This is a genomic window from Pelistega europaea (assembly GCF_013133775.1).
Classification (GTDB): domain Bacteria; phylum Pseudomonadota; class Gammaproteobacteria; order Burkholderiales; family Burkholderiaceae_B; genus Taylorella; species Taylorella europaea.
Genome location: NZ_JABGBO010000001.1, coordinates 151,879 through 173,377, shown reverse-complemented (window position 1 = coordinate 173,377; position 21,499 = coordinate 151,879). Strand labels below are relative to the sequence as shown.

The following is a 21,499-nucleotide window of genomic DNA, read 5'->3' as shown; positions in this document are numbered from 1 at the left end:
AAATTAAACTCACCGAATACTATATGAGCCAAAACATTCATCCAGTTTCTAACACTCATCCTGTTTCTAACACTATTGTGGTACTTATTTTAACGCTCGGTGTTTTCAGTATTATCAATACCGAAATGGGAGTGGTAGGAATTATTCCCCTGATTGCGGAAGAATTTCATGTCACTGTACCGCAAGCAGGTTGGGTAGTCAGCGTATTCGCCTTAACAATTGCTGTCTCGGCACCTGTGTTGCCTCTATTATTCTCAAGAATAAATAAAAAATATGCGATGGTGCTGACCCTTGGTCTATTTACAGCAAGCAATATTGTCGCCATGCTAACGGACAATTTTAATGTGTTGCTTGCCTGCCGTATCCTGCCTGCACTCCTACATCCTGTCTATGTTGCTATGGCATTTTCTGTAGCAGCTAGTTCTGTCAGCGTTAAAGAAGCCCCAACAGCAATTTCCCGTGTATTTATCGGTGTTTCTGCAGGAATGGTGTTAGGGGTGCCAGTGACATCATTTATTGCTAGTAATACCTCTTTGTCGATGGCTATGCTATTTTTTGCGTTGCTCAATGCAGCAGTACTTTTGGCAACCATCTGCTTTGTTCCTTCTTTGCCTGCAACCCAGCAGCTATCTTACAGCTCGCAACTTAGGGTCTTAAAGAAAAATATTCTTTGGTATTCTGTAATAAGTGCTGTACTGATTAACGGGGCAATTTTTGGTTTTTTCAGTTATATGGCTGATTTCTTTAAGGAAATTACTCACTTATCTTACAACACTATCAGTATATTGCTGTTTGTGTATGGGGGGGCCAATATTATCGGCAATGCATTGGCAGGAAAAATGCTATCAAAAGTTCCAATGCTTTCTATTATTATCATTCCATTAGCCTTACTCATAGCATATATTGCTCTCTATTTCTTTGGAGCAAATTTTATTTTGACAACCATCATCACCTTATTACTTGGTGTCTTGGCTGGAATAGCCGCCAACAATATGCAATACATGATTACTCAGTCTGCACCTGAAGCCCCTGAATTTACCAACGGTTTATTTCTAACCTCAGCCAATCTTGGCACAATGTTTGGCACAACGATTAGTGGCACAATTATTACCACATTCGGATCTAATGCTTCTGTTTTTGGTGCATTACTCTTTTTGGTATTAAGTTTTAGCTTTGTCTTTTTACGAGTAAAAAGTATCACATCCTAAATGAGGATAAGTCATGAGAAAAATGATGAAAAAACAATGTCTGCGTTTTTTTACTGGCTAGTATGCTTTTTCCTACTCCTATTTTTTCCCAAGGTAGCATTATGAAAATTCATATTGAAACTCATAATAAACAACAATCTATCATTGCCAGCTTGGCGGATAATCCCACCGCACGTGATTTTTATAAACTACTACCCCTAAAACTCAAACTGAGTAATTATGCCGGGGTAGAAAAAATTGGCAATCTCGATTCACGCTTATCTACAAAGGATGCACCTCGCAGCTATGCAGGTAGAAAAGGAGATCTCACTTATTATGCACCGTGGGGGAATATCGCCATCTTTACGGATAATTCTAACGTCGGTGAAGCGAGAGGACTAATTTATTTCGGTAGATTTGAACAAGGGTTAGAGCACTTGCATCAGTTGCCTGATGACACAGAAATTATTATCCGTCCAGTTCAATAATGTCGGTAGGCAATAGCTAGTCAATATGGTTTACTACCCACGCCTGTATACCATCCAACACAGGGGCTTCGAGCTCGATGATTTGTAGCGCAGGCAACGCATCTACACTGCTCATAGCCTCCCACTGTGCATATGCTTGTCGAATTTCTTGCATTACGGCATAACGTGCTCCGCCACTGACATACAGCGTTGGCACTACTTGGTATTGCTCATACACACGTTGGATTTGACGCAACACTGCCCCTGCTTGTGCAATCACAATGCCACTTTCAATCGCTTTTTCTGTATTGGTAGGAAAAACATCCGCCCTCTTCTCATGCAAATGAATTTCTGGCAGTTGAGCTGTACCATGAAAAAGGCTATGTTGCATCAGCTGCACACCTGGGAAAATCACACCGCCTAAGTACTGCTGCCCCACAACTACATCAATGGTAGTAGCAGTACCAAAGCTGATATAGAGAAAGGCATTGTTAGCCCCTGCAAGCTTGTTTTTTTCTTTACTGTTGATAACAGCATGGTTTTCCATCGAATGCTGAACATGATGAACATACGCACCCAACACACCATACCAACGATCTTTTCCCATCTGTTGAACATCATAAGCATTCTGCAATCCTAGTTCACTACGTGCAACTTGCAACCATTGCACACATCCCCCAACTGCATTTATCTGGGTTTCTATTATCTGCCTTATCTGTTCTGAGGCTACTGATACAGCATAGACCTGCACAATCTCACCAAATGTGCTTATCCAATGCTTAAGTATTTCCTGTAAGCTAACTAACTGATCATTAGGGATGGTTGCATGAGCTAGGGATTCTTGAGAAATAGGATGAGATACAGCAGACCCACTCTTTGTATTCTGCTGTATATCTCTCTTTGAGGGAGACCATAATGCATCCACTGCACGACACTTTAAGCGACTATTGCCGCTATCCATTAGCAAGAAGAAACCTTTTTTCATGCTATCCTATGCCCCTACACTGCTCTATATTGCCTTTCTTGGACCAAACTCAGCTAGCTCGTCAGGTCATTGCTCTGAGCAAACTCCCATATCGTCGCTTTCTAATGCACGCACTGTAATATCACCCGTCAACAGTGGTAATAACTGGCCATTACTCAACTCTAAAATCAAATGTGCCTTATCATCTAGACCCTTGGCAATTCCTCGCATCACAAACTTATCGTCTTGCCACACGTCGACCACTTTGTCATACAGAGCATCCATCACTTGATGACGAGATACAAAAGGAGCAAAACCCTCTCGCTCATATACCGCAAATGCCTCATACCAAGCCCTAGCAATACGAGCTACTAATAGTGCCATGGACTGATTCATCTGCTGCACATCTTTATGCATATCTTGCAAAACAGATGTCCAGTCAGCGACTTTTCGACCTAAACTTTGACTTAACTCTCGTGCATGTGCGAGGTTCATTCCCATTCCTACGACCACCACACGATGTTGCTCACCTCGCCTACCCAAACTAGGCTTTACAGTTTCAACAAGCAATCCTGATAATTTCGCATCGTTATATTGAATATCATTAGGCCACTTCATACTGAGACGTGGGGCAAATGCATCACCAACTGTTTTGCGTAATTCTTCACAAGCTACAATACCTGCCACAGGAGCTAACATAGGCAGTTTAGCATCTTCTAAAAAGACATCATAAGCACAAGAAAACATTAGAGTCCCCCCAGATTCCCCTGCCCACTTACGTCCGAGACGCCCCTTGCCTGAAGTTTGATAATGGGCGCCAATTAAGGCAGGACGAAAACTTTCTTGGGTAGTATCTTTGGCAGACTGCACTAAAAAAACATTAGTCGAGTTAATTTGACTCAACCATTCTACATCAGCAAACTCTGCCAAACTATTACGCAAACTGGCCTGCATCAAGTCTGGACTGGGTAAAAACAAAGACTCCATACTTCTCTCACGATAAATAGGGCAATAGCATATCAAATAGTCGTTGACTTACACCTTGATGTAGTTGCAACCACTGTTTACCTGCCTTGCCCATCTGTAACCGCAATGCATTATCTTTGAGCAATTGGTTAGCCAACAATAGTGCATTTTGTTCATTATCTGTCCGTCGAGCAGCTCCCTCAATAATGGCGTCATTAACGGACTTTTCAAAATTCTTTGTATGTGGACCCACAATCACAGGCACTCCTACTGCACAAGCCTCGATATGATTTTGTCCTCCAAAATCTCCGAAGCTCCCTCCAATAATTGCGACATCCGCCATGCCATAGTAGAAGAACATCTCTCCTAATGTGTCACCAAATAAGACATCTACTTGTTTAATTTGTTCATCCGTAGGATTATCAGAACGACGCACATAACGTAAATTCGACTTTTGCAGCAGACTATCCACTTGAGCAAAACGTTGTGGATGACGTGGAATAATCACGTAAAGAGGAGTCTGTGGGGCATCATCTGACGCAACCATATCCACCGTTCTCTCAGCAATAATATTTTGAATAAATACCTGCTCCTCGCCATCTCGGGTGCTTGCAATCACAATAACTGGGCGTTGTAAATGCTGGCGCAACTGCACCCCCATCATTTGCTGCTGTGTGGACACATTCAGGTCAAACTTCAAATTACCGATTACCTGCGGTTTGGGCAAGCCAATCTCCATAAATCGCTCTGCATCTTGGTGACTTTGTGCCAAGATAAGTGACAAGCGTTGATAAGCCTTTTGAAGTACACTCCCCATCATTTTGACTTGTTTAACTGAATTATCTGATAAACGTGCACTGGCTAAAATCATCGGAACATTTTTCTTGCTAGCCACATCAATTAAATTAGGCCAGACCTCTCTTTCAATCAAGATACCGCAGCGAGGTTTCCAATGTTCTAAAAAACCATTCACCGCCTCTGGCAAATCATAGGGCAACCATGATTGAACTAATCTACCCTCTCCTATATCCTCAGAGAATAATCTTGCTCCTTGCACTCTGGCGGTTGCTGTCATATGTGTCAGCAATACAGGATAGCCCTGATCCAACAAAATACGAATAAATGTATGAGCGGCTCTTGTCTCTCCCAAACTAACTGCATGAACCCAGACTGGTCGCTTAAACTCAAACCTATGTCCATGAATAGGAAAATCATCCTGTTCGCTATCTAACAAAGTAGTGGGTGTCTGAGGATAGATACCAAATCGTTCTGAACCTCGAATATCCCAACTTCCTCCTGCCTTTTGTGCCTTACGTTCAAGTACTTTCAGTGCAAGAGGTTTAAGAGTTCGCAATAACAATGTATAAAAAAATTGATTCATTCTGCTAATGCCTGCTCTAACTTATTCAACACAATTTCTCTAGAGGGAGGAACACCTCTATCCCCTAAGCTAGCGGTAAATCCCGAGCCCACTAGAGGAGTTCTCACTGGGGTTGAAGCAGAATAAATACCTATGGTTGGACGACCTAGTGCTGCAGATAAATGAGTCAACCCACTGTCCAATCCCACCATGATGCGAGCTGGTGCCAATACCTGTGCTACCTCTGTCAAACTCATCCTAGGCAACACTTGTGCATTCGTATAATTCGCAATTAGTGCTTGCGCACGTAAAGTCTCTTTTTCATTGCCCGCTAGCAATTTCAGATGTAAGCCTGCTTGTGTCAATCTATCAAAAACAGCGTGCCAATCTGCTTCTGGCCATAACTTATCATCACGACTGGCGGATGGCATAATCACTGCATAAGGTTGAATTTCTACACCATCAGTAAAGGCTTGGAGACCAAAATCAGGGGGACCATCATAGGTATATCCAAAAGCTAAACTCGCTAACAAGCGTTGGCGAGTCACTGCAGGTTGCCAAAATTCTACCTTATGTTTGACATCATAAAATAGAGAAGCCAACGACTCGCGAGCAGACTTCCAATCCAAGCCATGACGCACTTTGCCTTTTGCCTGACGTACCACCCACACAGATTTCATCAATGCCTGCATATCCAAAATGACGTCGTATTCTGTCGTTTGAAGATCTTTCTTAAACGCTGCTCGTCCCTCTCTGGCTTGTTTGGACCACCAAGACTTACGCCACTTGCGATGAGAGATAGGAATCACACGATGAACTGCTGGATGCCATGATGGGATTTCTTTAAAAACGTCTTCGACCACCCAATCAATTTGGGCATCAGGAACATGCTTCGCAATATCCGAAATAGCAGGTAGCATGAACACCAAATCCCCTAGCGATGAAGAGCGTACAATTAATATTTTTGTTGTCATCTGTATTCCAAAAAGCTGGCAATGAACCAAATTAATCTTGGTTCCATTAAGTCATTATTACTCTAGCAAAAAACACTATCCTTCGCTTATTGTACCGAAATCACAACCCTACCAAATAGAAAATGACTTTGATAATACCAATAAACAGGTCTTTAAATAAAAATTCAAAAGCCCCTACTGCCAATAAAGCCACCACAATAAACATACCGTATGGCTCTAAACTTGCCAACTTGATGGCTGCTCGCATAGGTAATAACCCCACTAAAATCCGACCTCCATCAAGAGGAGGAATAGGGAAAAGATTGAATAGCATGAGAATGATATTAATTTTGATACCAAAAATACACATACTCATCAGCACTTCAGAGTCAAACTCTAGCGCAATCAACAGGCGCAATACCACTGCCCACAAGAATGCCATCATTAGATTAGCCAATGGTCCTGCGGCTGCTACATACATCATATCTCTCTTGGGGTTATGTAAGCGTCCAATATCTACCGGTACAGGTTTTGCCCATCCAAAGATAAATGGAGTACCCATAACAATAAAAATGAGCGGTAAGGCAATCGTCCCGATGGGGTCAATATGATGGACTGGATTCAAACTTAAGCGTCCAGCAGCATAGGCTGAATTATCACCAAAATAACGTGCAGCATAGCCATGGGCTGCTTCATGCAATGTAATAGCAAAAAGCAGTGGTGGCACATATACACTAATATAAAAAAGAATTTGATCTAATGACATAAACAACTACTAGTAAATAAATCTATTTGAGTCCATCCAATGCAATTCTTCATTTTAGTGAATCAGCCTTGCTTTTTACAGCAAAACCTCTTATTACCTCTTTAGACCACATTGGTAAATATCGCCAGTTTTAAAACCTCGTGTAAACGATGCCACCCGTTGAGCAGAACTACCATGAGTGAAAGAATCAGGCACAACATAACCTTGGGTACTACGTTGAATATGATCATCTCCTACAGCCTGTGCTGATTCAATAGCCTCTTCGATATCCCCTTGCTCAATCACATTACCTTGCTTGGCTAATTCATGTGCCCATAGCCCAGCAAAACAATCTGCCTGTAATTCAGATTGTATGGATATTTTATTGGCTTGCTCTGGACGGGCTTGTTTGGCACGCTGGTACTGATCCAATAAACCTAAAAGCTGTTGTACATGGTGCCCAACCTCATGAGCCAATACATATCCTTGAGAAAAGTCACCTTTAACACCAAGACGCTGTCCTGTCTCACGGAAGAAACTTAAATCCAGATAGACCTTTTGGTCTGCAGGACAGTAAAAAGGCCCCATCTGTGCTCGACCAGTACCACAAGCGCTATGTGTAGCACCTGTATACAATACTAATGTAGGTTGAGGATACTGCCCCCAGCCCTGTTGCTGAAAGATACGCCCCCAAACAGTCTCTGTAGTACTCAATACTTTAGCGATAAACACACCCTCTGCATCACTTGGCTGTGTACCATCAGAAGAGCGAGAAGTAGAAACAGAAGTGGCCGTTGGTGAAAAATCACCACTTAATAACGTCATAGGATCAACACCTAAAAAGTACCACGCAGCCAAAGCGAGTACCACTGTACCAACACCTATTTTACGCCCACCACCAAAAGAGACTCCTCCACGAGAAGTCCCTCTTTCACCTCGACGGTCTTCAATATTTTGGCTTTGTCGCCAGTCATCTAAACGCATATCTAATAATTCAAAAAAATACAACAAGATGCTCATAACTATACTTGATAATCGATAAGCACCTTGGGTTACCATTACTAATGACGTTAGCCTCCAAAGAGGCCCACACCAACATCACTTCTTTGCGGAAGAATTATTGCATAAACCAGCCATGGCTTACCACCACAGACTGCCCTGTCAATGCCTTATTAGGGAATGCTGCCAAAAATAAAGCTGTCTGAGCAATATCTTGCGGTGTCGTAAACTCACCATCTACAGTACCACCAAGCATGACCTTTTTCACCACATCTTCTTCACTGATATTAAGCTCTTTGGCTTGCTCTGCAATTTGTTTTTCCACCAAAGGAGTTTTTACAAAACCAGGACAAATCACATGAGAGCGTACATTATGAGGAGCCCCCTCTTTAGCCAATGTACGAGCCAATCCTAACAATCCATGTTTTGCTGTCACATAGGGAGCCTTGAGAGGAGATGCCAAATGTGAATGCACTGAACCCATATAAATTACAACACCGCCCTTATTGTCTTTATACATATGTTCAAGCACCGCTTTTGTCGTTAAGAATGCACCATCTAGATGAATAGCCAGCATCTTTTTCCATTGAGAAAACTCAAACTTATGAATAGGATCAATAATTTGGACGCCTGCATTGGATACCAGAATATCCACCCCCCCAAAGGCTTGCACAAGCTGAGCAACACCTTGGTTCACTTGAGTTTCATCACTTACATCCATGGCTAAACCAATGGCCTGACCACCCGCCGCTTTAATTTGCTCGGCGACAGCATTAGCTCCATCAATATTAAGGTCTGCCACACCTACAGCTGCCCCTGCTTTAGCATAAGTTTCCGCAATTTCACGACCCAAACCGCTTGCTGCACCAGTAACGAGCGCAACTTTGCCTTTGAGAGAGGTTTGAAGTTCAGTTGTCATAATATGTCTCCTAAATACGAATTAACGCTATATGATACCGTTTTATAGGATAAAAATGCAGATTATGAAGCAATTTGTTAACGTTATTACACCAGCATTAGCGTAATTACTCATTTACAGATGCTTTAATTCTAAAGCAATATAGTCGGGTATCTATCTTATTTGCATTCTGAGTCTAATAATAGGAGAGCAACGATGTCTACGATTGAATCAGTCCTCAAAGAGGAACGTGTTTTTGCACCCAGCGATGCGTTTGTCAAACAAGCAAATATTAACTGGCAAACCTATCAGGATTTGTGCAAAAAAGCTGAAACTGATTATGAAGGATTTTGGCGTGACTTGGCTAATGAGTACATTTCTTGGCATAAACCTTTTACGCAAGTATTAGATGAATCTCGTGCACCTTTCTTTAAATGGTTTGCAGATGGTGAACTTAACGCCTCTTATAACTGCTTGGATCGCCATTTGGGAGACAAGGGGGATAAGACAGCAATTATTTTTGAACGTGACGATGGTAGTAGTGAGCATATTACCTACCAGCAACTCTATCACCGTGTGTGTGAATTTGCCAATGGGTTAAAGTCTCTTGGCGTGACTAAAGGTGATCGTGTCATTATCTATATGCCAATGGTGGCAGAGGCCGTAGTAGCAATGCAGGCCTGCGCACGTATCGGGGCTGTACACTCTGTTGTATTTGGAGGCTTCTCTGCTGGAGCACTTAAAGACCGTATCCAAGATGCAGAAGCTAAAATTGTCATTACGGCCAATGAAAGTGTTCGTGGTGGCAAGCGTACTCCTCTTAAAGCAACAGTAAATGAGGCTCTCAGCGAAGGAGATTGTACCTCAGTCGAAAAAGTCATTGTACTTAAGCGCACAGAGACCGAGGTTCCTTGGGATGCAGGGCGTGATATATGGTGGAATGATGTTATCGCTGGACAAAGTAATGTTTGCGAACCTACCGTCATGAATGCCGAAGATCCTCTCTTTATTCTCTATACATCAGGCTCTACTGGTAAACCTAAAGGAGTAGAACATCATACTGGCGGTTATTTGCTAGGAGCCATCGTCTCTATGATGTGGGTATTTGATTACAAACCCAACGATGTTTACTGGTGCACAGCAGACGTTGGTTGGATTACTGGCCATACCTATATTTGCTATGGTCCACTGGCAGTAGGCGCGACTCAGATTGTCTTTGAAGGTGTTCCTACCTACCCAGACGCTTCTCGCTTCTGGCAAATGATTGAAAAGCATAAAGTCACCACATTCTATACAGCACCAACTGCTATTCGCTCTTTGATTAAATTAGGGGCAGACTTACCAGAAAAATTTGATTTATCTTCACTACGTCTGTTAGGTTCTGTTGGTGAACCAATCAATCCTGAAGCGTGGATGTGGTACTACGAAAAAGTCGGCGGCTCTCGTTGCCCAATTGTAGACACTTGGTGGCAAACAGAGACAGGCTCTAATATGATTGCCCCACTTCCTGGTGCATTCCCTATCACTCCAGGTTCTTGCACACTACCATTGCCTGGTATTATGGTTGATGTGGTCGATGAGACTGGACACTCTGTACCAACAGGTCATGGTGGTTCATTAGTGATTCGTCGCCCATTCCCTTCATTATTGCGTACAGTGTATAACAATGATGATCGCTTCGTATCTACTTACTTCCCTGATGAGTTTGGTCGCAAACTTTATCTAGCTGGAGACTCTGCTTCTCGCGATGAAAAAGGATATATCCGCATCATGGGGCGTATTGATGACGTACTTAACGTCTCTGGTCACCGCCTAGGCACTATGGAGATTGAATCTGCTCTTGTTGCTCATCCTCTTGTCGCCGAGGCTGCTGTAGTTGGCAAGCCACATGAAATTAAAGGGGAAGCAGTTGTTGCTTTTGTCATGCTTAAAGGCGAACGCCCAGTAGGTGAAGAGGCTCAGAAAGTTGCTGCCGAGCTTAAGGCGTGGGTGGCCAAGGAAATCGGCAAGATTGCCCAGCCTGATGATATTCGATTTGGTGAGAACTTACCTAAGACTCGCTCTGGTAAAATTATGCGTCGTTTATTACGCTCACTGGCTAAGGGTGAAGTGGTAACACAAGATGTATCTACCCTAGAAAACCCTCAAGTGATGGAGCAATTAAGTCAGAGTGTTTAAAAACAAAAAGCCTTTGTAATAATTACAAAGGCTTTTTTATAACCAGGTAAAGTTTATTTCACATCTACTGGATTACGCAAACGGATATGTAACTCACGTAGTTGTTTCTCATCTACTGGTGATGGTGCTTGTACGAGCAAGTCTTGAGCACGTTGAGTTTTAGGGAAAGCAATTACATCACGAATAGACTCAGCACCAGTCATCAAGGTTACTATACGGTCAAGACCAAAAGCAAGACCGCCATGAGGAGGTGCACCATATTGTAAAGCGTCCAACAAGAAACCAAACTTAGCTTTGGCCTCTTCTGGCCCAATATTTAATGCGCTAAACACCTTACTTTGAACATCTGCTCGGTGGATACGCACTGAACCGCCACCAACTTCCCAACCATTAAGCACCATATCATAGGCTTTAGCATAGGCTTTTTCTGGATGAGACTCTAGCAAGTCCTCATGACCATCTTTTGGACTAGTGAATGGATGGTGAGCAGCAGAATAGCGACCTTCTTCCTCATCATATTCGAACATTGGGAAATCAATTACCCATAAAGGCTTCCATCCCTCTTCAAATAAACTGCGTGCTTTAGCAAAGTCACTTTGGCCAAGTTTCACACGTAAAGCACCGATGGCATCATTCACAATTTTAGCCTTATCTGCACCAAAGAAGATAATATCGCCATTTTGAGCACCTGTACGCTTAATTACTTCAGCAAGAGCTGCGTCATGAATATTCTTCACAATAGGCGATTGTAGACCATCACGCCCTTGGGCAACATCATTAACTTTGATGTAAGCAAGACCTTTGGCACCATAAATACCTACGAATTGTGTGTAATCGTCAATTTCTTTACGAGAAAGCTCAGCACCACCAGGAATACGTAAGCCCACGATGCGGCCACCTGCCATGTTAGCAACGCTGTTGAACACTTTAAATTCAACATCTTTCATCACATCAGTCAACTCTGTAAACTCTAACTTCACGCGTAAATCAGGTTTATCAGAACCAAAACGAGCCATTGCCTCATCCCAAGTCATAATAGGGAATGGGTTAACCAAATCCACTCCTTTAACCTCTTTAAACACATGACGCATCATGCCTTCAAAGATTTCTCGGATTTGCACTTCATTTAAGAACGAGGTTTCGCAGTCGATTTGGGTGAATTCTGGTTGACGGTCTGCACGCAAGTCCTCATCACGGAAACACTTTGTGATTTGATAATAACGATCAAAACCAGCCACCATCAACATTTGTTTAAATAATTGAGGTGATTGAGGTAAGGCAAAGAACTGACCATCATGTACTCGAGAAGGCACAAGATAATCACGTGCACCCTCTGGTGTTGAACGAGTTAACATAGGTGTTTCAATATCAATGAAGCCTAACTTATCCAAGTAATTGCGCACAGCCATAGAAACACGGTAACGCAACTTGAGGTTGTTTTGCATCATAGGGCGACGTAAATCAATCACACGGTGTGTGAGGCGAATCGTCTCAGAAAGATTTTCATCATCTAATTGGAATGGAGGAGTAACAGATGGATTGAGCACCTCTACGCTGCGACATAAAATCTCAATCTCACCTGATTTAAGATCAGGGTTTACTGTACCCTCTGGACGACGGCGTACTAAACCAACAACTTTCAAGCAGTATTCATTACGGATACCTTCGGCAATTTTGAACGCTTCTTGATTATCTGGGTCAAAAACAATTTGTGCTAAACCCTCGCGATCACGCAAGTCAACGAAAATCACACCACCGTGGTCACGACGGCGATGACACCAGCCGTATAAAGTTACCGTTTGGTCTAAATGCTCTAGGTTTACATCACCTGTATAACACGTACGAGTCATGAATATGCTCCGAATATTTGATGTGGGCTACCCCACGCATGAATAAGGACATCTGCACTGTCTATTAAAACAAGACAATGCCCAATAATAATTAACTATCTGAACCTGAACTACCGCTACCACCAGAATTGCCACCACGGAAATCTGTCACATACCAGCCAGTGCCTTTAAGTTGAAAGCCTGCGGAAGTAACTTGTTTCACCATAGTGTCTTTATGACATTCTGGACATTGGGTAAGTGGGGGATCCGACATTTTTTGTAGAATCTCTTTGGTGCACCCACAATTTGAACATTTGTAAACGTAGATAGGCACGTTAATTCTCTCTAAAACAAAAAAGACGATTATGTATGCATGCACACATCATTGTCTCAAAATCGTCAAAATAAAATCTAACCTATTATTTTAACGCTTTTAATACTATCTGCGTTTAGAAATTCTTAAAAAACACGAAAAATGACCTTCTCATGGTATTTGAGCAACACCTACACAGGCAACAAGAACAGACCAGCAGCAACTAAAGTAGGAATCGCTGCCGCAAGAATAAGATTCTTGGGGGAAATTGCCTCTGCTGGGAAAGTTGTGCGTAAGATAGCAAAACCAGCAGGGTTAGGCGCATTAGCAATCACCGTCAAACCACCACCAGTCACTGCCCCTGCAACCAACATATAACGCCATACTTCGCTTGTGCCATCGACCAAGGAACCGAGATAAGTCAATGCTGCATTATCAGTCACAGCCGTCAATGACAACGCCCCCCAAAACAAGGCCATAGGAGATAAACCTGCTAATAAATCCTGTAACCACCATTTTTGAAGTCCACCAAGAATGATGAGTCCAGCGAGGAAGAACCCTACCATTAACCCTTCTTTAATCATTAAAGGGTCTTGATGGCGGCTATAAGCTCCACAAAAGCCGATAAACAGCATCAACACCCCCAGAAAAATAGATACATGATGAGCAAAAACAACCACAGTCACCAAGAACAAGGTATGAATTGCCATCAAAATAAAAGGCACTGGAGGACGTATATCACTCTCATCACCATCAGCATCATTAATCCCATGACCAGTACCTACAGCATGTGTCACTAAATCTCGACGGCAGATAAAAGTAACGGCTAATGAGTTAATCATCACAGCAAGAAGTGCTCGCCACCCAAAATGGGTTGCCATATAAGCAGTATCCCAGCCAAAAGTCTGTGCCACCATTAAGACAGGAGGAGCTGCATATGAGGTCAACACCCCTCCGATAGAGATATTTACAAACAATACGCCTACAACAAGGTACTTAAACCGCAAATTACCTGTACGCTCAAAAAATGCCTCTTTGAGCATCAAAGCCGCCAAGGTCATCGCAGCTGGCTCCGTAATTAAAGAGCCAGACAAGGGCACAAGACTTAAAGTAATAAAAAAAGTTGCCACCTCAGTTTGCACGGGCAGCACTTTGGCCAGCAATCGCACAATTGTCTTGACAAGTTCAATAATGGGGCGACTTCCAGCAATCACCATGATAACAAAAACAAATAGTGGCTCAGTAAAGTTACGCGAATCCATATAGGAGACGGCAGACTCTACCCCCGAACTCGCTGCCATGAAGAAAATAAGTACTGTTGCCCATACACCAAAAACAGCCTCCACCTCCGACATTAAATGCCAAATACCTGCATGCACCCCCCCTTTATGGGCCAGGCGTGCAAATACTGGTACAGAAAAAGTGTGGATAATCGCTAGAAAAAACAGAACCGTAGCGATAATTTCGGTGGTACTTGACATATTTCTTTCCCTCTTGTAAGTCAATTTATAACGATGCGAGAAAAACCTCACATAAGGTTTGCATGCCTTTACGGTCTTCCTCGTCAAAGCGGGCAAGTTTAGGGCTATCAACATCCCAAACGCCAATGAGTTGACCATTCTTGATAAGTGGCACTACAATCTCAGATTGAGAAGCTGCATCGCAAGCAATATGCCCTGGAAAGCTATGCACATCCTGCACTAGTTGTGTCTGACAGGTACTTGCAGCAGTACCACATACACCACGATTTAGAGCAATTCGCACGCAAGCCACCTTACCTTGGAAAGGCCCCAACACCAACTCGGTTCCATCAAAGAGATAAAAGCCGCACCAATTTAAATCAGGAAGCTGATGATAGACCAGTGCACTCATATTGGCAGCATTAGCAATTAAGTTATGTTCACCAGACAAAAGGGCCTGCAATTGCTCGGCAAGTAATTGGTAAGTTTCTACTTTATTTAGTGAAGCATCTGCTTGTTTTACTTCAAACATAAAATTTCCTACTAAAAGGTGTCAACTCATCACTAATATAATTTCTAAGACACCAAGTGTCTACTGTACATTATTTTGAAGATATTGACTATTCGTAAATCCCCTATTGTTTTATCAATATTTATGGAGTTCCGCCTACTCAGGCTACCGCGATAACAATCAGCTTGTAGCCTAGCTGGTCTCCTTAAGCCGCCCCCTATTATATACTCGAAGTTCACCATCCTTACAATTCACCTTAAAGGCATATGTCTTCTTATATCCCAAAGGTTCTTTATAGCTCTCTTAAAAATACCCATTACACCCCTACCTTCTTGGATATTCCACTCGTTAAACAGTAAAAATCGTTCAAGGGGTATGAAATTCACCAAAAATCAGTACAATATCAAACTAATTAACACAAAACACTGGAGCGATAATGACACAAGACACCACTGATTTAAGTGATATTAAACCCAATGACTGGGTAGAGCGTTATTTACCCAAATCTTGGGGCCCTTATGCTCGTCTCGCACGCTTAGATCGCCCCGTAGGAACGTGGTTGACATTATTTCCTTGTATCGCAGCATTAATTCAGGCAGCAGATGGATTGCCCAATATATGGCGTTTAATTGTATTTTCACTCGGGGCTTTGCTTATGCGTAGCGCCGGGTCAACGATTAATGATATTTGGGATAGAGACTTTGATAAACATGTTGAGCGTACACGCTTTCGTCCATTGACAAGTGGGCAGGTCTCACTCTCACAGGCAATTATTTTCTTAATTGTGCAGCTACTTTTAGCAGCATCCTTGCTATTTTTTATCAACCCTTATAGTCGTTGGTTAGCATTGGCGGTGGTACCTCTTGTCATTATTTACCCACTCTGTAAGCGTTTCACCTACTGGCCACAAGCCGTGCTTGGTGCAGCATTTAACTGGGGAATGCTTATGGCATGGACAGATACAACCAATACTTTGCCACTAGCAGGCATCCTGATGTGGCTAGGCGCACTCACCTGGCAAATTGGCTATGATACATTGTATGCCTACACCGACATTCGAGACGATGAGCGTCTAGGCCTTAAATCGACAGCCCGTCGTTTTGGAGATAAAGGGATTTATTGGTTAATTGGTTTTTATATAGTCAGTATTTTGCTATGGGTCATTGCCGGTTGGTTAATGGATATGGCAAAGGCATACTACTTTGTTATGGCAACTGTCACTGTACACTTGTTCTGGCAGTTAAAAGTATTTGATATTCACAATCCTGCACAGAGCCATATGCTGTTTAATGCCAATATTCATACAGGCATTTTATTAGTTATCGCGGCATTAGCAGGAGTGTTCTAATTTCTCTGTCTTTGATGAGCATCAGAGGCTATGCATGATGCTCACAAAGGACTTAATAACTTTCCTCCCCAAATGGCAAAAAGTCAAAAACTAGGCACGACGTTCACGTGCAGCAATATCTGCTGCTGCGGTAAACAATACGTCGGTAGATGAATTAAGCCCAGTCTCGCATGAGTCTTGAATCACACCAATAATAAAGCCTACTGCCACTACTTGTGACGCATACTCATTGCTAATACCAAAAAGACTGCATGCCATAGGAATCAACAATAAAGATCCACCTGGCACACCAGACGCACCGCATGCCCCTAATGCGGCTAAGGCACTCAACAATAATGCAGTGGAAAAATCTACTTGAATACCCAAGGTATGCACGGCAGACAAGGTCAATACTGCAATCGTAATCGCTGCACCTGCCATATTAATAGTTGCTCCAAGAGGAATAGACACAGAGTAAGTTTCCTCTGATAAGCCTAATTTCTTTGCCAAATTCATATTGACAGGGATATTAGCTGCTGAACTACGGGTAAAGAATGCCATCACACCACTCTCAGCCAAGCAAGTCCAAACTAATGGATACGGATTGCGGCGAATCTTGAACCATACAATGATAGGATTCATTACTAGAGCCACAAATACCATAGATCCCACTAGCACGAGTAATAAGCGACCATAGCTTAATAAACCCTCTGCACCAGTAGTCGCCACAGTAGAGCAAACAATACCAAATACACCAATAGGAGCAAGACGAATCACCCATTGAACAACTTTAGTAATCGCAGTAGCCACATCGTCAAAAGCTGTCTTAGTATGAGGCAAAGCCACACGTAAAGCCGCACCAATCAGAATAGCCCATGTCAAAATACCGATGTAGTTCGCTGTCGCGATTGCATTGATAGGATTATCTACCATCTTAAAAACGAGGGTTTTTAATACTTCTAAAATCCCAGTAGGTGCACTACCTACTTGCTCTGGGTTTGGTAAAGCCAATTCTGTAGGAAATAAGAAACTGGCTGCCACACCTACAACAGAAGCAGCAAAGGTACCAAATAAATAGAGCACCACAATGGACTTCATATTTGACGAGGTACCCATCTCTTGGCGAGCAATTGCCGCTAACACAAGAATAAATACCAAAATCGGCGCCACAGATTTTAATGCACCGACAAAGAAATTCCCCAAAAGCTCAAATTTAAGAGCAAACTCAGGTGCGTAAGTCCCCAACAAAGCGCCCACGATTAAAGCAACAAGTACTTGTTTAACTAGGCTACCATTAAGATAGGCCTCGAAAAACTGACTAACTTTCATATGTAATCTCCCTAAGAAAATACAAATAGATAATATGCCAAAAGCCAGAACATAAATTCTGGCTTTTGTTTTGGTTATGCGGATGCTATTTTAGCACATTAGGGTAGCTCACCTTTTTTGCGTTTTTCTGCGAAGTCTTTAGTTTCTTTTACAACAACGCCAGCAAGCAATACTAGACCAATCAAGTTAGGAATTGCCATGAGACCATTAAAAGTATCCGCCAAGTTCCATACAAAGTCTAAGCTTACCACAGTACCCATCATTACAGTCGCTACATATACAATACGGTAGGTGTGCAAGAAGCCTTCACCAAATACATAAGTTGCACATTTTTCACCATAGTAGCACCAACCTAAAATGGTAGAGTAAGCAAAGAACACAAGACCGAAAGTCACAATATAACCACCAAAACCTGGCAACAAGAAATTGAAAGAAGCTGTAGTTAATGCAGCACCTTTCAAGTCACCTGCTAAGAAGCCAGGGTTATTCATTGCCATCACAAGAATAATACCAGTGATTGAGCACACCACGATAGTGTCTAGGAATGTACCTGTCATAGACACCAACGCTTGACGACCAGGGTGGTCAGTTTTTGCTGCAGCTGCCGCAATAGGAGCAGAACCCATACCTGCCTCATTAGAGAACACGCCACGAGCCACGCCATAACGAATCATGCCGCCAAGTGCACCACCAAGACCAGCTTCCCAAGTGAAAGCGTCGTGGAAAATACGCTCAACAGCTGCGCCAGCAGCACTTAAATCACCACCAATGACAAGTAAACCACCTAGTACATAAACTACTGCCATCACAGGAACGATAACAGAAGCTGCACGGGTAATTCCTTTAATACCACCAAGTACTACCAAGCCAGTGAAGATAGTAAGTACTACACCAGTAATCCAAGGCTCAACATTAAGAGAAGCGTGTAAGGCACCTGCTACAGAGTTAGATTGCACAGAACTACCAATACCAAAAGATGCCACAGTACCAAAAACTGCAAAAGCAATTGCTAACCATTTAAGGTTACAACCACGCTCAAGGTAGTACATAGGACCACCACTCATCTCACCTTTAGAGTTAGTGACACGGTATTTCACTGCAAGAATACCTTCAGCGTACTTAGTTGCCATACCGAAGAAAGCACTCGCCCACATCCAGAAAACAGCACCAGGCCCGCCAAGCACTACAGCAGTCGCTACCCCGGCAATATTACCAGTACCAATAGTCGCTGATAATGCTGTCATCAAGGCACCAAAGTGGGAAACATCACCCTCGTGATCATCTCCATCTTCATGTTTACCAAACGCCTGTCTCAAGGCATAAGGCAACAATCGCACCTGGATAAATACCAAACGTAATGTTAAATAAACACCAGTACCTACAAGGAATACCAACATGTACGGGCCCCAGACCCAGCCATTAACGATATTCACTAACTCATTAATTTCTTCCATAACCGCTCCCTAAAGAAAAATCGGAAGATGTGCTTTCAAATGATTACAAGCACTCTTTGCTTCAGATTATACATAGGAAAATTTTTTTGAAAAGATGGGAAATGTCCGAAAAAGGGCCATAAAATACATAAACTAGGGAAATACCTAGGTATTTTGTCAGTCTTTTTTGCTGCCACGCAACAAAAAAATATTTCATTTAATACGGTTTTGAACTATTTTGGTGCATTTTTATCATTCACTTTATGACATTATGAGATAACCAACCAAGCACTGTGGCGAACCTACCTCTACACGATAAGATACTCATAAAGCAGTTCACTGAATATAGATTAAGCCTCTTCCCTACATCCAGCCTAATAATCTCATCACTGTAATACCTAGTGCAGCCATAGGGAGGGCTCCAACAGTTGTCATGCCAAGTATATTAGCAGCTGCCACATCGTTACTCCCCATAGCCTTGGCCATAACATAACTTGCTGCTGCCACTGGAGTAGCACTCATCAGGTAAAGCACACCCATTTCTGTCCCCTCTAACCCTAGTGCTAAGCCACATAGCACCCCTACAATAGGTGCCACCACAAGACGTCCAATACTAGACCATAGCGCAATATCGGAGACCTTGAGTAGGGTGCGGACATTCAATGTTGCCCCAGCACAAATTAGGGCCATAGGAAGCGAAATCACTGCAAGATAATGCCCTGTTTCTGCCAAAAGAGGTGAAACAGGTACTTTTAAAAACTTACACAATAGGGCAGCCAATATCGACAAAATTAAAGGGTTCTTAAAAATTTGCTTCATTACAAAAGTAAAGGAAAGCTGTCCCCCTTTGCCATGACTGAGCGTCAGAACGGCTAGGACATTAAACAATAATGTCATAGCACCACCATAGACCGCTCCCATTGCCACCCCCTCCTGCCCATAAGCACTGGAGATAAACGCCAATCCCATAATCATAGTATTGGCACGGAAAACGCCCTGTACAAAAACCCCTTTATCGCTTGCATTGCGAATGGTATAACGAGCCACAATTTCTGCACCAATAAACAAAATAAAACTCGCTATTACACCAGCTAGCACGAGTTTAAATTGACTAGCAAAATCAGATTTGTTGCTGTAAATACTGAAAAATAACAAAGCGGGCATGGAGTATCGGAAAACAATTTTTGACGCTTTATCGCAGAAATCCACATCCACTTGCTTAGTGCGACGCAAATACCAACCAAGCACCAACAGCAAAACACTAGGCAAAGTAACTGCAAGCCCAAAAACAAACGCATTGTGAAAATGTTCCCACATAGCTACTCTATCCACAAAATTAGAGAAAATTTCCAAGCAACAAAGGCTTAATCAATATAGCTCCCTGACAATGGGGCAATATCCTATGATTATTCAAAAATCCCTATTATTTATATAATCCATCAAAAACCCTAGGTACTTTGCGTTGTTCCATTGGCACAGTCACCCAAGGCAAGAAAAACATCCATCCCAGAAAGGCCACCACAAATACCACCCATACAGGCCCAACAAACCCCACTGTTGTGATAGCCCAAATCGTCATAATAACGGCAACACCAAGACTAATAAACAAAAATCTAGCCTTGGCAATACCCTTATCTAATAAAAACAGCATCACCAATCCCAATACAAAGCTAGGGATAGCATACATGACAAGCCCATGCATCACCGTTAATAGCCAGGTTTGAAAAGCATTCTCTACACTCAATTCGCCACCCAAATGGCTCAAAAGATGATAGACAAAAAAGACAGCTCCTACGATAAACCCCAGCACGGCAGGCAATATCGTAAAGAAAAAAACAGTTAATACTGCAGAAAATCGTAATGTTCTCACCTAAAACCTCATTAAAACATATCCATTTTTAAAACATCTTACGCCAATTCTCCAAAGCACGGCGATCTCGCTTGGTTGGACGACCCTTGGTATAAGCATCGGCTGGTTCATAAGCCAGTCGACGTTGTTCTTGCATTAACTCACGCTTAGCAATACTTTCTGGTGTTTCTTCATAAAGCGTCTGTGCTACTGGAGCAGGTCCTCGTACCGAACTAATACCACGAACAATTACGATTTTTTCGTTATATCCCTGACGGATTTTCACCATATCCCCAATTTTGACTTCACGTGCTGGCTTACACAACTGTTCATTAATCCATACACGCCCCTTACCAATTTCATCTGCTGCTAGTGAACGTGTTTTGTAAAAACGTGCTGCCCATAACCATTTATCAATACGAACTTTTTCCAATGTGCTCATCTTATTTTGATACACTACAACTAAACAAACGACCACCATCACACCATGCATAACGCACAGCACAACAGTCTCTGGCATAGTAAATTTCAACCAATACCTGTGCTATTGTAGACCAACTTCATTACCACACGCCATTCTTTACTGTTTTCTTGCACACAACAACAAAACAAACATATCAAGGTTATACTAGAAGCATATAACGATTGGCTATCCTTACCAGTCTAAGATGCTTTTGAAATTTACAGGTTAATTTAGTATAGTTTCTGATAGCTTAAGTAGTGACTTTCAC

General features: G+C 42.5%; 19 protein-coding genes and 1 pseudogene. 4 read left to right on the top strand and 16 right to left on the bottom strand.

Translation table 11 applies throughout. From position 1 onward, the window contains the following. Positions 1-23: 23 nt before the first annotated feature. Together HKX40_RS00780 and HKX40_RS00775 are read left to right on the top strand one after the other, a co-directional pair. Positions 24-1,208: an MFS transporter gene (locus tag HKX40_RS00780; protein WP_171587659.1), complete on the top strand. Its 1,185-nt coding sequence runs from the start codon at positions 24-26 to the stop codon at positions 1,206-1,208. Positions 1,209-1,309: 101 nt separating this feature from the next. Continuing rightward, positions 1,310-1,675, top strand: coding sequence for a cyclophilin-like fold protein (locus HKX40_RS00775; RefSeq protein WP_216605122.1), 366 nt, complete (start codon positions 1,310-1,312; stop codon positions 1,673-1,675). A gap of 16 nt (positions 1,676-1,691) precedes the next feature. Here HKX40_RS00775 and HKX40_RS00770 read toward each other — a convergent pair whose 3' ends face one another. The 7 genes from HKX40_RS00770 to HKX40_RS00740 all read right to left on the bottom strand — a co-directional run bounded on the left by HKX40_RS00770 (position 1,692) and on the right by HKX40_RS00740 (position 8,560). Beyond that, complete coding sequence (locus HKX40_RS00770) at positions 1,692-2,639, bottom strand: type III pantothenate kinase (RefSeq protein ID WP_171587657.1); 948 nt, start codon at positions 2,637-2,639, stop codon at positions 1,692-1,694. A 66-nt stretch (positions 2,640-2,705) separates the two neighbouring features. Next, positions 2,706-3,605, bottom strand: a complete 900-nt coding sequence (locus tag HKX40_RS00765) for a biotin--[acetyl-CoA-carboxylase] ligase (protein ID WP_171587656.1) — start codon at positions 3,603-3,605, stop codon at positions 2,706-2,708. 7 nt (positions 3,606-3,612) lie between these two features. Beyond that, entirely contained in the window at positions 3,613-4,965 is a 1,353-nt protein-coding gene (locus tag HKX40_RS00760; protein WP_171587655.1) for a 3-deoxy-D-manno-octulosonic acid transferase, read from the bottom strand. Further along, the gene (gene waaC / locus HKX40_RS00755) at positions 4,962-5,918 is read right to left on the bottom strand and encodes a lipopolysaccharide heptosyltransferase I (RefSeq protein WP_171587654.1); all 957 of its coding nucleotides are present in this window, start codon (positions 5,916-5,918) and stop codon (positions 4,962-4,964) included. The genes HKX40_RS00760 and waaC overlap by 4 nt, the downstream gene beginning before the upstream one ends. Before the next feature lie 100 nt (positions 5,919-6,018). After that, positions 6,019-6,663 (bottom strand): site-2 protease family protein, encoded by a 645-nt coding sequence (locus HKX40_RS00750; protein WP_171587653.1) that lies wholly within the window; start codon positions 6,661-6,663, stop codon positions 6,019-6,021. Positions 6,664-6,756: 93 nt separating this feature from the next. Further along, on the bottom strand, positions 6,757-7,626 hold the full coding sequence (ypfJ, locus tag HKX40_RS00745; protein WP_171587815.1) for a KPN_02809 family neutral zinc metallopeptidase: 870 nt from the start codon (positions 7,624-7,626) through the stop codon (positions 6,757-6,759). Positions 7,627-7,759: 133 nt separating this feature from the next. Further along, positions 7,760-8,560: a 3-hydroxybutyrate dehydrogenase gene (locus HKX40_RS00740; protein WP_171587652.1), complete on the bottom strand. Its 801-nt coding sequence runs from the start codon at positions 8,558-8,560 to the stop codon at positions 7,760-7,762. A gap of 195 nt (positions 8,561-8,755) precedes the next feature. On the opposite strand from HKX40_RS00740, the gene acs reads away from it, so the two are divergent. Then, on the top strand, positions 8,756-10,717 hold the full coding sequence (acs, locus tag HKX40_RS00735; protein WP_171587651.1) for an acetate--CoA ligase: 1,962 nt from the start codon (positions 8,756-8,758) through the stop codon (positions 10,715-10,717). Positions 10,718-10,770: 53 nt separating this feature from the next. On the opposite strand, the gene aspS is transcribed toward acs, so the two are convergent. The 4 genes and pseudogenes from aspS to HKX40_RS00715 form a co-directional block, all read right to left on the bottom strand. Further along, positions 10,771-12,567: an aspartate--tRNA ligase gene (aspS, locus tag HKX40_RS00730; RefSeq protein WP_171587650.1), complete on the bottom strand. Its 1,797-nt coding sequence runs from the start codon at positions 12,565-12,567 to the stop codon at positions 10,771-10,773. A gap of 94 nt (positions 12,568-12,661) precedes the next feature. Then, positions 12,662-12,880 (bottom strand): annotated as a pseudogene (locus HKX40_RS00725) (FmdB family zinc ribbon protein); the annotation flags it as partial. Between the two features lie 170 nt (positions 12,881-13,050). Beyond that, on the bottom strand, positions 13,051-14,340 hold the full coding sequence (locus HKX40_RS00720) for a putative Na+/H+ antiporter (protein ID WP_171587648.1): 1,290 nt from the start codon (positions 14,338-14,340) through the stop codon (positions 13,051-13,053). Positions 14,341-14,365: 25 nt separating this feature from the next. Continuing rightward, positions 14,366-14,851, bottom strand: coding sequence for a GAF domain-containing protein (locus HKX40_RS00715; RefSeq protein ID WP_171587647.1), 486 nt, complete (start codon positions 14,849-14,851; stop codon positions 14,366-14,368). Between the two features lie 415 nt (positions 14,852-15,266). On the opposite strand from HKX40_RS00715, the gene ubiA reads away from it, so the two are divergent. Next, entirely contained in the window at positions 15,267-16,178 is a 912-nt protein-coding gene (gene ubiA / locus HKX40_RS00710; protein ID WP_171587646.1) for a 4-hydroxybenzoate octaprenyltransferase, read from the top strand. Positions 16,179-16,268: 90 nt separating this feature from the next. On the opposite strand, the gene sstT is transcribed toward ubiA, so the two are convergent. The 5 genes from sstT to HKX40_RS00685 form a co-directional block, all read right to left on the bottom strand. Beyond that, on the bottom strand, positions 16,269-17,486 hold the full coding sequence (gene sstT / locus HKX40_RS00705; protein ID WP_171587645.1) for a serine/threonine transporter SstT: 1,218 nt from the start codon (positions 17,484-17,486) through the stop codon (positions 16,269-16,271). A gap of 98 nt (positions 17,487-17,584) precedes the next feature. Next, positions 17,585-18,940, bottom strand: a complete 1,356-nt coding sequence (locus tag HKX40_RS00700; RefSeq protein WP_171587644.1) for an alanine/glycine:cation symporter family protein — start codon at positions 18,938-18,940, stop codon at positions 17,585-17,587. A 342-nt stretch (positions 18,941-19,282) separates the two neighbouring features. Beyond that, positions 19,283-20,236: an AEC family transporter gene (locus tag HKX40_RS00695; protein WP_171587643.1), complete on the bottom strand. Its 954-nt coding sequence runs from the start codon at positions 20,234-20,236 to the stop codon at positions 19,283-19,285. A 106-nt stretch (positions 20,237-20,342) separates the two neighbouring features. Then, positions 20,343-20,789 carry a hypothetical protein gene (locus HKX40_RS00690; protein WP_171587642.1) on the bottom strand — a complete coding sequence of 149 codons (447 nt, stop codon included), beginning with the start codon at positions 20,787-20,789 and terminating at the stop codon, positions 20,343-20,345. 28 nt (positions 20,790-20,817) lie between these two features. Further along, entirely contained in the window at positions 20,818-21,210 is a 393-nt protein-coding gene (locus tag HKX40_RS00685; RefSeq protein WP_171587814.1) for an RNA-binding S4 domain-containing protein, read from the bottom strand. Between the last annotated feature and the right edge of the window lie 289 nt (positions 21,211-21,499).